The organism is Prauserella sediminis (assembly GCF_014195435.1).
Lineage (GTDB): Bacteria > Actinomycetota > Actinomycetes > Mycobacteriales > Pseudonocardiaceae > Prauserella > Prauserella salsuginis.
The window spans coordinates 2,851,304-2,863,664 of record NZ_JACIBS010000001.1 but is presented as its reverse complement, the minus strand read 5'-3'; the positions used below and the strand labels follow the sequence as shown (position 1 = coordinate 2,863,664).

Annotated in this window: 13 protein-coding genes; 2 read left to right on the top strand and 11 right to left on the bottom strand. The window is 71.1% G+C overall.

What is annotated here, in order from left to right:
* Window positions 1-51: 51 nt before the first annotated feature.
* From FB384_RS13035 to FB384_RS13025, 3 genes are all read right to left on the bottom strand, one after another.
* A complete protein-coding gene (locus tag FB384_RS13035; protein ID WP_183783050.1) occupies window positions 52-546 on the bottom strand; it encodes a GNAT family N-acetyltransferase in 495 nt (164 codons plus the stop codon).
* Window positions 547-690: 144 nt separating this feature from the next.
* The gene (locus FB384_RS13030; RefSeq protein WP_183783048.1) at window positions 691-1,404 is read right to left on the bottom strand and encodes a uracil-DNA glycosylase; all 714 of its coding nucleotides are present in this window, start codon (window positions 1,402-1,404) and stop codon (window positions 691-693) included.
* Window positions 1,405-1,413: 9 nt separating this feature from the next.
* Window positions 1,414-2,568, bottom strand: coding sequence for a macrolide family glycosyltransferase (locus FB384_RS13025; RefSeq protein WP_228726013.1), 1,155 nt, complete (start codon window positions 2,566-2,568; stop codon window positions 1,414-1,416).
* Window positions 2,569-2,651: 83 nt separating this feature from the next.
* Here FB384_RS13025 and FB384_RS13020 point away from each other — a divergent pair, with 83 nt between their 5' ends.
* On the top strand, window positions 2,652-4,151 hold the full coding sequence (locus FB384_RS13020) for a S10 family peptidase (protein WP_183783046.1): 1,500 nt from the start codon (window positions 2,652-2,654) through the stop codon (window positions 4,149-4,151).
* 163 nt (window positions 4,152-4,314) lie between these two features.
* On the opposite strand, the gene FB384_RS13015 is transcribed toward FB384_RS13020, so the two are convergent.
* From FB384_RS13015 to FB384_RS12985, 7 genes are all read right to left on the bottom strand, one after another.
* Window positions 4,315-4,878, bottom strand: coding sequence for a sugar O-acetyltransferase (locus FB384_RS13015; protein WP_323985221.1), 564 nt, complete (start codon window positions 4,876-4,878; stop codon window positions 4,315-4,317).
* 10 nt (window positions 4,879-4,888) lie between these two features.
* Window positions 4,889-5,842: a Ppx/GppA phosphatase family protein gene (locus FB384_RS13010; protein ID WP_183783044.1), complete on the bottom strand. Its 954-nt coding sequence runs from the start codon at window positions 5,840-5,842 to the stop codon at window positions 4,889-4,891.
* 54 nt (window positions 5,843-5,896) lie between these two features.
* On the bottom strand, window positions 5,897-7,525 hold the full coding sequence (locus FB384_RS13005) for a lytic transglycosylase domain-containing protein (RefSeq protein WP_323985220.1): 1,629 nt from the start codon (window positions 7,523-7,525) through the stop codon (window positions 5,897-5,899).
* A gap of 147 nt (window positions 7,526-7,672) precedes the next feature.
* Complete coding sequence (locus FB384_RS13000; protein ID WP_183783042.1) at window positions 7,673-8,179, bottom strand: DUF501 domain-containing protein; 507 nt, start codon at window positions 8,177-8,179, stop codon at window positions 7,673-7,675.
* On the bottom strand, window positions 8,172-8,711 hold the full coding sequence (locus tag FB384_RS12995) for an FtsB family cell division protein (protein ID WP_183783040.1): 540 nt from the start codon (window positions 8,709-8,711) through the stop codon (window positions 8,172-8,174). The genes FB384_RS13000 and FB384_RS12995 overlap by 8 nt, the downstream gene beginning before the upstream one ends.
* A 7-nt stretch (window positions 8,712-8,718) precedes the next feature.
* Window positions 8,719-10,005, bottom strand: coding sequence for a phosphopyruvate hydratase (gene eno, locus FB384_RS12990; protein ID WP_183783038.1), 1,287 nt, complete (start codon window positions 10,003-10,005; stop codon window positions 8,719-8,721).
* A gap of 163 nt (window positions 10,006-10,168) precedes the next feature.
* Window positions 10,169-10,765, bottom strand: coding sequence for a VOC family protein (locus FB384_RS12985; RefSeq protein WP_183783036.1), 597 nt, complete (start codon window positions 10,763-10,765; stop codon window positions 10,169-10,171).
* Between the two features lie 155 nt (window positions 10,766-10,920).
* On the opposite strand from FB384_RS12985, the gene FB384_RS12980 reads away from it, so the two are divergent.
* A complete protein-coding gene (locus FB384_RS12980) occupies window positions 10,921-11,367 on the top strand; it encodes a tetratricopeptide repeat protein (RefSeq protein ID WP_183783034.1) in 447 nt (148 codons plus the stop codon).
* A gap of 116 nt (window positions 11,368-11,483) precedes the next feature.
* Here the strand turns inward: FB384_RS12980 and FB384_RS12975 are convergent, their stop codons facing one another.
* On the bottom strand, window positions 11,484-12,356 hold the full coding sequence (locus FB384_RS12975) for a lysozyme family protein (protein WP_183783032.1): 873 nt from the start codon (window positions 12,354-12,356) through the stop codon (window positions 11,484-11,486).
* Window positions 12,357-12,361 lie beyond the last annotated feature (5 nt).

The window sequence follows — 12,361 nt, the reverse complement described above, 5'->3', positions numbered from 1 at the left end:
TTACACCGTCATATGCGGCGAACGCAAGGGCTCCGGCATGCCTTCCCCTACTCACACACCGCCGGACAGGTCCAGTACCGCCTCCACCCGGTAGCCGTCGACGGTGAGCACTGCTCCCCGGTCGCCGAGCAGTCGCCGAGCCGCGACGTTGGCCGTGGTGGTGCTCGCGACCACGCGCCGCGCCCCCGTCGCACGCGCCACGGTCAGCAGTTCGGCCAGCACTGTGCTGCCGAGGCTCAGGCCGCGGTACGACCGCCCCAGCCACATCCCGATCTCGACGTCGGCGCCGACCGGTTCGATGCGCGCGGCACCGGCCACCCTCTCGTCGACCACGACGAGGTACGTGCGCTCCACCGGTTCCGTCGCCTCGATCGACCTGGTCAGGTGAAACTCGCGGAACGCCTGCCGCCGCGTCTCGTTCCAGCCCGGCTCTCCGGGAACCGGCGGCATGACCTCGAGCGGGTCGGTCTCGGCGACGGCGACGGCCAGCAGGTCGGCGAGGTTGCGCGCGTCGAGCGGGCGCAATTCGCACCGCGGAGCAGTCATCGCGGATCGCACCTCCCGGGTCTCTGCCGAGCGCCGCCCCTCGACGATCGGCTGCCGCCGGGTGGGCACCTCAACGCTGCGCGGCAGCAGTTCGACGCTGCCCGACCGGCTCCGCCGCGTCCGGAGGGTGCAGGTTCGGTCACGTCAACCTCCGTCGAGACCGGCCAGCCCCTTCGCCCTGGTCAGGACGTCACGGAGCATCGCCGGGGTGAGCCGTCCGGTGAAGGTGTTCTGCTGACTGACGTGGTAGCAGCCGACCAGGTGAAGCGGCGCCGGGCCCGCCAGCTCGACGTGGGCGGCGTGGCCGAACGTCGGCCGCGGCCGCGGCACCTCCCAGCCCGCCCGCGCGAGCACCGGCAGCAACGCCTGCCAGCCGAACGCGCCCAGCACGACGATCGAGCGCATGCTCGGCGCGAGTAGATCGAGCTCCTCGGCGAGCCAACCACCACAGGTGTCGCGCTCGGCCGGCGTCGGCTTGTTGGCGGGCGGCGCGCAGTGCACCGGCGACGTGATCCGGGTGCCGTACAGCTCCAGACCGTCGCGGGCATGGGTCGCGGTCGGCTGCGACGCGAGACCGACGTCGTACAACGCCTGGTACAGCACGTCACCGGAGCGGTCCCCGGTGAACATTCGGCCCGTGCGGTTGGCGCCGTGGGCCGCGGGCGCCAACCCGACGATCACGAGCGCGGCGTCCGAAGGACCGAACCCTGGGACCGGTCTGCCCCAGTACGTCTCGTCGGCGTAGGCGGCTCGTTTGGTCGCCGCGACGTGCTCCCGCCACTCGACCAGCCGCGGGCACGCACGGCATTCGATCAGGTCCGCGTCCAGTTCAGCCAGCGTCCGTCCCACACGCGCCATTCTCACCCGTCAACCGCTCGTGCCCGACGACCGCGCACCCAGCCGTTCCACCGCGTCGGCGGCCCGGTCGATGCCGCCGCCCGCGCGTACCTGCGCCTGCAGCTCCCGCGTGCGGTCGGCCTTGCCGCGAGCGGCGTCGACAGCGGCACGCAGGGTCGGCGCGTCCCACGGCTCCTCGGGCAGCATTCCCGCTCCGATCTCGGCGAGCATGCCCGCGTTGGCCGACTGGTCGACGGCCTGCGGCACGAGGACCGTGGGCACGCCGAACCACAGCGATTCCGCCGCACTGCCCATCCCCGCGTGGCTGACGAACACCGACGCGTGCTCCAGCACGTCCAGCTGCGGCTGCGCGCGAGCGGCCGTCACGCCAGGCGGCAGCTCGCCGAGGTCTGCCGGGTCGACCTTTCCCGTGGCCAGCACGACCCGGTAGTCGCCGGCCAACCCGTCGATACAGGCCCGGTAGATGTCGGGGCGTTCGGTGTAGCTCGTGCCCAGCGCGACGTACACCAGCGGCCGCTCATCGCCTGGCTCCGGTTCCCAGCCGGTGCGACGGGCCGGGTCGACGCACGGGCCCGCGAACACGTATCGGTCGGCCACACAGTCGGCGTTCGGCTGCAGCACCCGCGGGATCAGCACCACGCACGACGGCGGCGTTCCGGTGAACTCGTCGGCCCCGATGTCCATGCCGTTCTCGTCGAGCCACGCGCGCAGCGTCGTGTAGTACTTCTCCCCCGACGGTGACGCCCTGAGCGCCTCGTTGAACTCGGCCATCTCCTCGGCCATGCCCTCCCACGCGACGTACGCGGTGGACAGCTGCACGGCAGGCACACCCCAGTGCTGGGCGGCGACGCGGCCCGCGAACCCGCCGATGTCGTAGAGCACGGCATCGGGCCGGTCGATGCCGAGCGTGACGGGCAGCGCCGTGATCGCGTCGTCGAGGAACACCTGCATCGCCTCGCCCATGTCCTCGGGCCAGTGCTCGTCGGCCGTCGGCATGATCGACGGGTGCGTGACCACCTCGGCGCCCGTCGGGGCGACCAGGTCGGTCAGCCGGTCACCGACGACGTACGTCACCCGATGTCCCCTCGCGACGAGCTCGGCGATCAGCCCGAGTCCGGGATACACGTGACTCGGCGCGGTGACGCCGACCATGACCAGATGCATACCGAGGATCCTCGCAGCACCGGCGATGTCGGGCACAGCGAATTTCGGAGCACCAGGCCGCGGTGAACGCATAGGTTGGAGACATGCCAGAAACCTCTGACACAGCTGCGAAGAGCACTGCCGAGACCGACACCACGGCGCCGGAATCGCAGGCCGAACCGACCGACGACCTCGTCACGACCCGGCATTCGATCACCGTCAAACGCCGCAAGCTCGCCTACACGGCACAGACCGGGCGGATCGTGCTGCGCAAGGAAGTCCTCAACGACGGGACGTTCGACGGGCACAAGCCGAAGGCCGAGGTCCACGTGACGGCCTACACGCTCGACGGTGCGGACCCGACCACGCGGCCCGTGACGTTCGCGTTCAACGGCGGTCCCGGCTCGTCGAGCATCTGGCTGCACCTGGGCGTGCTCGGCCCGCGGCGCGCTGTGGCCGGTGACGTGAACGCCCCGGAGCCGCCGCCGTACGGCCTGGCCGACAACCCCGACACCCTGCTGACCCACAGCGACCTGGTGTTCATCGACCCGGTGTCGACCGGATACTCCCGGGCCGTCGACGGCGAGAAGCCCGCCGACTACCACGGCTTCACGCCCGACGTGGAATCCGTCGGCGAGGTGATCCGGCTGTGGACCTCGCGCAATCAGCGGTGGCTGTCGCCGAAGTTCGTCGCGGGCGAGTCGTACGGCACCCTGCGCGCGGCAGCGCTCGCTGCGCACCTGCAGAGCCGCCACGCCCTGTACCTGAACGGGCTGCTGCTCATCTCGTCCGTGCTCGACATGGGCACGATCCGGTTCACGGAGGGCAACGACCTGCCGTACTCGCTGTTCGTGCCCACCTACGCCGCCATCGCGCATCACCACGGCAAACACGGCGACCGCGAGCTCTCGGACGTGCTGGCCGAGGCCGAGGAGTTCGCGTCCCGCGACCTGCCGTGGGCATTGCAGCGCGGTGCCCGCCTCGACGCCGACGAGCGCGCCGAGATCGTGGCGAAACTGGCCGAGCTCACCGGGCTGTCGGAGGCCTACGTCGACCGCGTCAACCTGCGCATCGAGCACGTGCGGTTCTTCACCGAGCTGCTGCGCGACGAGGGGCTCGTCACCGGGCGCATGGACGGCCGGTTCACCACGTGGGAGCCCGACGGCGGGCGTGAGCACATGAGCGACGACGCGTCGGTGTCCCGGATCATCGGCGCCTACTCCGCCGCGTTCAACCACTACGTGCGCGCCGAGTTGGAGTACGGCAGCGACCTGCCGTACGAGATCCTGTCCACCGAAGTGAACCGCGCCTGGTCCTATTCGGACTTCGAGGGGCGCGCGGTGTCGGTCGTCGACTCGCTCAGCGGTGCCATGCGGGAGAATCCGCACCTGAAGGTGCACGTCGCGCTCGGTCGCTACGACGGTGCCACCCCGTACTACGCCGCCGAGCACGTCATCGCCCAGCTGCAGATCCCCGACCAGCTGCGGGAGAACGTCGAAACGGCGTACTACCCGGCAGGGCACATGATGTACGTCCACCCCGAGTCACGGGTCCAGCAGGGCAAGGACCTCGCGGCGTTCGTGAAGTCGGCGTCCAACCGCTGACGGCGCGGCGTGGACCCGTGGCACCGCCGCGGGTCCACGCCGGGACGCGGAACAGGCCCCGCACGTCGGCGTGAGTACGGCGTGCGGGGCCGTTCTCGGCACTCGGGCAGCGGGGGCACTCGGGAAGCGGGGGTGCACGCTCGTCCCACCGAGCCGCGTCCGGTCAGCCGCCGTCCAGGCTCCGGATCACCCGAGCCGGGTTCCCGGCCGCGAACACGTGACCGGGCACGTCGCGCACGACGACACTGCCCGCACCGATGACCGCGTTCTCACCGATGGTCACGCCGGGACAGACGATCACTCCGCCGCCGAGCCACGAGTTGTCGCCGATCGTGATCGGCTCGGGCCGTTCCCAGCCGGCGCGCCGCCGTTCGTGGTCGTCCATCGGATGCAACGCCGTGAGCAGCTGTGCACGCGGGCCGATCCGGACGTCGTCCCCGATCGTGATCGGCGCATCGTCCATGAAGATCGCATCGCTGTTGACGAAGGCGCTGGCACCGAGGCGGATCTGCGTCCCGTAGCTGCAACGGAACGGTTGTTCCACCGCAGCGCCGTCACCGAGCAGCGCGACCAGCTCGGTGAGGAGGCCGCGCCGGAGCGCGTCCTCGTCCGCGGCTGCGGCGTTGAAGCGGTCGACGAGCCTGCGACACCGGCGCCGGTCGTCGGCGAGCTCGGGCTCATCGAGGTACCACTCGCCGCGGAGCATGCGCTCCTTGTGCTCACCCACGACCGGGTGCTCAGGCCAGCGACAGCGCGATGCCGTCGAGGATGTCGTGCTCGCTGACCACCAGCGAGTCGGGGCCCCCGCGGGCCTGCAGCTCCTCGGCCAGCGTCTGCACCACGAGCGAACCCGCGCCGATGACGTCGACCCTGCCCGGGTGGATGACCTTCCTGGCCGCGCGCGCGTCGTGGTCGACGGCCAGCAGCTCGGCGGTGATCCGGTCGATCGTGGCGTGCGACAGCAGCGACAGGTGGGTGGCATGCGAGTCGTACTCCGGCAGGTCCTGAGCGAGTGCCGAGAGGGTGGTGACCGTTCCCGCCACGCCGATCCACGTCTGCGCCTTCGCGACGTCGACGAGCTCGAACGCCTCGGCCAGCACCTGGCGGGCGACCCCACGGGCGGCCTCCACGTCCTCGGCCGTCGGCGGATCGTTCGGCAGCGCCCGTTCGGTGAGTCGGACGCATCCGATGTCGACCGACTTGGCGGCCAGGATCTCGGCCTGCGCACCGTCCCATGTGCCCAGCACGAGCTCGGTCGATCCGCCGCCGACGTCCACGACGAGGAACGGCCCGTCGTCCGGGTCCTGCTCGCCCACCGCGCCGGTGAACGACAGACGAGCCTCCTCGTCCCCGGTGATGACCTCGGCCTCCACGCCGAGCACCTCGCGGGTCATGGCGAAGAACTCGTCACGGTTGCTCGCGTCGCGCGTTGCCGACGTGGCCACCATGCGCACCTTCTCGGCGCCCTTCCGGCGGGCGGCGACCGTGTACGAGGCCAGCGCCTCCCTGGTGCGTTCCAGCGCTTCGGGCGCGAGTCGGCCGGTGGCGTCCACGCCCTGACCGAGCCGCACCACCTTCATCTCCCGGTGCAGGTCACGCAGGTCGACACTGCCGTCGTGGCGGTGTGTCAGCTCCGCGACCAGCAGGCGAATCGAGTTGGTCCCACAGTCGATGGCGGCTACACGAGGCATGCGCCAACACTAAACGCTCACCGCCACCGGGCAGCAGTGCCCGCGGCGAGACGGTCACCGGCCTTCCGGCCGCGCCGACGGCACCGGACTCGGCCGTGGTTCTCCCGGGGGCCACTCGCATTCGTGGGGTGGCAGCACCTCGTCGTCACCGGCCCTGTCCGGGTCGCCGGGACACCGACACAACGGGGGTGGCTGCGTACCCTCCTCGGCCATCGTCTCCAGTTCCTTCGGTGTCGGGCACTCCTCCGGTGGGGGCGTCGTCGGATCCGTGGTCGGCGTCGTCGGATCCGTCGTCGGCCCGGTCGGTGGCCCCGTCGGCCCGGTCGGCCCGGTCGGTGGCTCCGTCGGCCCCGTCGGCCCGGTCGGCCCGGTCGGTGGTTCGGTCGGCTCCGTCGGCGACGGTGTCGGGTCCGGTGTCTCGGTCGGGTCGGGTGTCTCGGTCGGGTCGGGTGTCTCGGTCGGGTCCGGTGTCGGTGGCTGCGGCACGTCCGGCGGTGTGGTGGTCGGTCCGCCGTCGGGCGCGTCGCCGTTGCCGTCGCCGTTGCCATTACCGTCGCCGTCGCCGTTGCCGCCATTGCCGCTGTTGCCATCACCGTTGCCATGGCCGCTGTCGCCATTGCCGCCGCCATGGCCGTCGCCGTCGCCGTTGCCACTGCCGTCGCCGTTGCCATTGCCGCCACCGGGGCCGTTCGGCGGACGCGGCGGCCCCGGTTTCGTCACCGTGATCTGGCCGCCCCCGCTGTCTGGCCTGCCCGCATCTCCCGAATCGCCGCCAGGCCTTTCGTGTTCGGGGCCCGGCTCGGCGATCACGTCGGGCGGTGGTGGCTGCTGCTCGGAATGGGGCGGCGGCTCACCCGGCTCGGCCACGAGCTCCGGCGGCGCCCCGAGCGGCACGTCGCTGTCCGGGATCGGCAGCACACCGTCGCGATATGCCTGCGCCCAGCGGATCACGGTCTCGACGTACGAACGCGAATCGTTGTAGCGGTGCAACGACGAGCGCAACTGGCCGTCCGACCGCAGGTCCACCCCGCCCGTGCACAGGTACCGGCCTGCGGTGAGCGTCGCGTCGTGCACGTTGTTCGGATCGGCCCGGCCGTTGCCGTTGCCATCCACGCCGTATGTGCGCCACGTGCCGGGCACGAACTGCATCGGGCCGACGGCCCGGTCCCACGTCGTATCGCCGTCGAGCGCGCCGCCGTCGGTGTCGCGGACCGTGGCAACGCCCGGACCGCCGTTCAGCGGCGGACCGGTGATCCGTTCCCGCGTCGTGCCCGCGGCGTCGACGAACCCGCCCCGCGCGTGGTTCGATTCCGACCGGCCGATGCTGGCCAGCAGTGCCCAGTCGGCACCACAGTCCGGCCGTTCGGCACCCAGCGAGCGCGCGGCCTCCCGGTACGCCTGGAGCATGCTGCCGGGGATCCCCAACGGACCTGGCTCCGGCATCTCGATCATCAGCTCGCCGGGCACGGGCGGGGACGGCAGGCTGCCGTCGACCCCCACTCGATTCCTGCTCTCGGTATTGCCTGCGCCGTTGCCGGGTTCCGCCGCGGGCTCGGAATCCGTCCGGCCGTAGGCGAGTTCCGCCCGGTCACTCGACAACGCCGCGGGCACTACCGCTAGCGATCCCGCCAACACGATGGCAGCTGATTTCTCCCGGAATCGGGCTCTTCGCGGTCTGTCCACGCCCCCTCCTCGCGTGCGCCGGCGACGCTCGCATCCGTCGAAGGAATGCCCAACGGGCACTTCTCCCACACGCGCAGGCGTTGCTACTCGCGAGGTTGGTCCGGTCGGGCTATCGCCGGTGGCGTCACCCGGTTCCGGGGCGTCGGCTCAGGATCGAGCGGCGCAGTCTCCGTTCGGCCAGCCGAGCTCGTGCAGCAGGCGCAACGTCTCATCGCCGAACGGATTCACACCCTCGCCGCGCGCGAGCGTGTGCGCGAGATGGACATGCAGGCACTTGACCCTGCGGGGCATTCCGCCCGCGGTGACTTCGTGGCCCAGCGGATCGATCGCATCACGTTCGGCGAGGTATGCCTCGTGGGCACGGTGATACGCCGCGGCGAGGTCCTCGTCCCGCTCGAGCCGCTCGGTCATCTCCCGCATGACACCGCGTGCTTCGAGGCCGCCGACGAGCGAGCTCAGGTTCGGGCACGTCAGGTAGTACAACGTCGGGAACGGCGTACCGTCCTCGAGGCGCGGACTGGTCTGAACAACGCAGGGGTGCCCGCTCGCGCAGCGCGCCGCGACTGCCCGCAGCGCCCGGGGCGGCCTGCCCAACTGCTCCGCGATGATCTCCCGGTCCGCGTCGGTCACCGGTTCGAAATCGGTCTTATTCACCCTCGGTCACGCCATTCCACAGTTGCTCGTACCAGGCTCCGTGACGCTGCGGCGAGCCGTCTCCCTGTGCGGGCTCCGGTTCGGCGGCCGAATCCTCGGGAAGCTGCACGATGTACGGCGTCTCGCCCGGCATCACATACCGAAGTCTGCGCCTCGCCTCGGCCTCGACCTGCGCCGGGTCGGACAATTCGGCTTTCCGCTGTTCGAGGCGTTCGACCTGCTGCTGCAGCTGCTCCTGCCTGGCCTCCTGTTCGGCGACCTCTGCACGCTGCGACAGGTACGTGCGCAGCGGCACGGCGATGGTGAACGCCAGCGCGCACACCACGATCGCCACGACGGCCGCACGGCGCGTCGTGGACATCCCCAGCACCCTGGCGGCACTCGCCGCGCGTTTCGCAGCCGCGGGGCGGCGCAGGGCCGACCTGCGGTCGCCGGAACGCCGAGTGCGCTGCGACGACCGCAGGTCGCGGGGGGCCGAGCCGCGTGCTCGGCCCCCACCGCGCCTGGTCCGCGTTCTCCCCCGGTCGGCCACTGTCGCGTCAGCTCTCCGGCGTGAACCGTGGGAAGGCCAGGTCGCCCGAGTAGCGAGCCGCGTCCCCGAGGGTCTCCTCGATGCGGAGCAGCTGGTTGTACTTCGCCACACGCTCGCTGCGCGCGGGCGCACCGGTCTTGATCTGGCCGACGCCCGTGGACACCGCCAGGTCGGCGATCGTGGTGTCCTCGGTCTCGCCGGAACGGTGGCTCATCATCGACTTGTAGCCGTACGACGTCGCCAGGGCCACGGCGTCCAGCGTCTCCGACAGCGTGCCGATCTGGTTGACCTTCACCAGCAGCGCGTTCGCCGCGCCACGCGAGATGCCGTCCTCGAGCCGATCCGGGTTCGTGACGAACAGGTCGTCGCCCACCAGCTGCAGCTTGTCACCGAGCTGCGAGGTCAACGTGACCCAGCCGTCCCAGTCGTCCTCCGACAGCGGGTCCTCGATCGACACCAGCGGGTAGGCATCGGCCAGCTCCGCGTAGTAGGCGCTCATGTCCTCGGCGCTGCGTTTCGAACCCTCGAAGTTGTAGACGCCATCGGCGTAGAACTCCGTCGCCGCCACGTCCAGCGCCAACGCGATGTCCCTGCCCGGCTGGTAGCCGGCCTTCTTGATCGCCTCGACGATGATGTCGAGCGCCTCGCGGTTGTTGCTCAGGCTCGGGGCGAAGCCGCCCTCGTCACCCAGCCCGGTCGCGAGGCCGCGGGACTTCAGCACCGACTTCAGCGCGTGGTACGTCTCCGTGCCCCAGCGCAGCGCCTCCCGGAACGACTCGGCGCCGATCGGGGCGATCATGAACTCCTGGATGTCGACGTCGGTGTCCGCGTGGGCACCGCCGTTGAGGATGTTCATCATCGGGACCGGCAGCACGTGGGCGTTCGGTCCGCCGAGGTAGCGGAACAGCTCGAGATCGGCCGAATCGGCCGCGGCCTTCGCGACGGCCAGCGAGACGCCCAGGATGGCGTTGGCGCCCAGCCGCGACTTGCCCGGCGTACCGTCGAGGTCCAGCAGCTTCTGGTCGACGATGCGCTGGTCGACCGCGTCGACGCCGGCCAGATCGGGGCCGATCTCGTCCAGCACCGCGGCCACGGCGCGCTCGACGCCCTTGCCGCCGTAGCGATTCGGGTCGCCGTCCCGCAGTTCCACGGCTTCGTGCTCACCGGTCGACGCACCCGACGGAACCGCGGCCCGCGCCAGCGTTCCGTCGTCGAGGGCCACCTCCACCTCGACCGTCGGGTTGCCACGAGAGTCGAGAATCTCCCGCGCGCCTACCTGCTCGATCACCGCCACACTTGCTCCTCACCCGGTTGTGCCGTTCTGACGGCACTCAACGTAGTCGCCTGAGCAGCAGCGTATCGGGCGTCGTTGGTCACCCGTTGGAGGCACGCGCACGCCGACGTGCACAGATGGCGATTCGAACGGCGAGTGGTGAACATCTCAGTTCCCGAGCGGATCAGCCGACGGGACGCTCACCGGCCCCGTCGGCGCCGTCCCGCTCCCCACTGCCGGTGGCCTCGCCGCCGGCTTCACCGGCGGGTTCGGCGTCGGGATCGGTGAGGGGGTCGGCACTGCCGGAGACCGTCTCACCGTTGCGAATCTCCCGCCAGCCTGCGGGCAGATCGGCCGTGTCCGAGATGTGCTGCCAGAACGTCCAGCTGTTGCCGCCGACGTCCTGCACGGTGAACAGCCTCGCCCCGTAGGGCTGGTCCTGCGGACGAGACACCTCGACACCGTCGCCGACCGCCTCGTTGATCCGCTCGAACTGGGCGTCGACATCGTCGACGTACACCACGTTCAGCTGGCCGACCGGGCCGTCGACGCCCTTCGCGGGCCAGTAGTCGTCACCGACACCGGCGAGGTGGATGTCGGAGCCGCCCGCGCTCAGGGTCGCCTGGAAGACCTCGCCGGCCGCGTCGACGTAGCGGACCTTCTCGGTGAACCCGAACACGCGGGTGAGCCACTCCACCGCATCGGTGGCGTCCGTGTAGTAGAGGTACGGCGCGATGCCGAGATACCTCGGGTCGTCGCCTGTCATCGCGGGGTCGCTCATGGCGGGCTAGTCCACCACACGAATGATCGCTACCTATCATGCCCCCGGGGCGTCGCCACACCCCTGGCACACACTCCGCCACCAGGTTGATCATCGAACGGGCGCGGGGTCAAGGTCTCGATAACCGCCTTCGACGCGGGTACCGTCGCTGAACCATGGGTGAATCGACGCCATCGAATCCACCTCCGGCCAGGCCCCCGAGTCCTGCCGGCCGGCCGGCGACCCACACCGGCAACTCCCCTGTCCACGCATTCCGGCAAGCCGAAGCCCTCGTGAAACGGCGTCGCCCGCTCGACGCGCTCAAGGCTCTCGAACCGGTCCTCGAAGCCGAACCCGACAAGCCGAGCGTTCAGCTGCTCGCCGGGCGCGCCTACTTCCACTCCGCGCAGCTGCGGCGGGCCGAACACGCCCTGAGCAAGGTCATCGAACACGACCCGTCCGACCACTACGCCCGGTTCGTGCTGGGTAAGACGCTGCAACGACTCGGCCGGTTCGCCGAGGCCCTCGGTCAACTGCGGATGGCTTCGGCGATGCACCCGCAGGCCGAGTACCAGGACGCGATCGGCGAGGTGTCGGCCCGTCTCGCCCTTGGCGGCAACTGAATCCGCACCGGCGCGGCAGCGGGATCCGCCCCGGCGCGCTCTGCGCGGTGGCCGGCGACGCGCTGCCCCGGTTTGGACGCTGCCCCGGTTGGGACGCACCACGGCCCCGCACCTCGTCAGCCCGGAGCCTGACCCGCGTAGACGTCCGCCTGGTCGGCGATCCTGCCTGCGTATTCGTCGGCGCCCCCGGAAGTGACCGGCCCCCGGAAGCCTCCGACCGCGTTCCACCAACCGTCGGCCGTGGCCAGGTCGCGTTTCTCGGCGCAGAGCAGCCGGGCCGCCGTGAGCGCCGCATCGTCGATGTCCTGCGGATCGGCGGCACGCCCGTCGCCGGTCGCCCGCTTCCCCCAGCGCTCCCACTGTGCGGGCAGGAACCGCATCGGCCCGACGGCCCGATCCCACGTCGCGTCCCCGTCGACCTCGCCGCGGTCGGTGTCCCGCACCTCGGCGCGCCCCTGTGACCCGTCCAGCGGCGGGCCGACGATCGGCGTGGCGGGCACCCCGTCGACGCCGATCCCCGGTTCGCCGCCCGCGGCACCGTGCCGCGACTCGACCTGCCCGATCGCCGCGAGGGTGCTCCACGACAGGTGACACCCCGGCCGGTCTCCGCGCAGCCACATCTCCGCGCGCCCGTAGGCGGCCGCGGCACGCGCAGGAATCCCGGTGGCGCGGGCGATCTGCCGGGACCACGTGTCGAGCTCGTCCTCATCCGATTCCGACGGCCGATCCACCGGCGCGGCCGTGGCCTTTGCCGGGACGGTCGGCTGCGGGTTCGACCGTGCTTCCGGCCGTGACTCCGGCTGGGAAGGCGGCGCGGCACCTTCGGCGTTCGGTTCCCCGCCGCGGTTCATCCCGACGGTGAACACGAGGATCAGGCCGGTCGCGACGAGGCCGAGGGTGAGAGCGATGCGCGACAGCGCCGGACCGGGCAACGGCCACGACGGCCCGCCATCACCACGGGGTGTAGAGGACGAAGGGCGTTCGCTCACCCGGC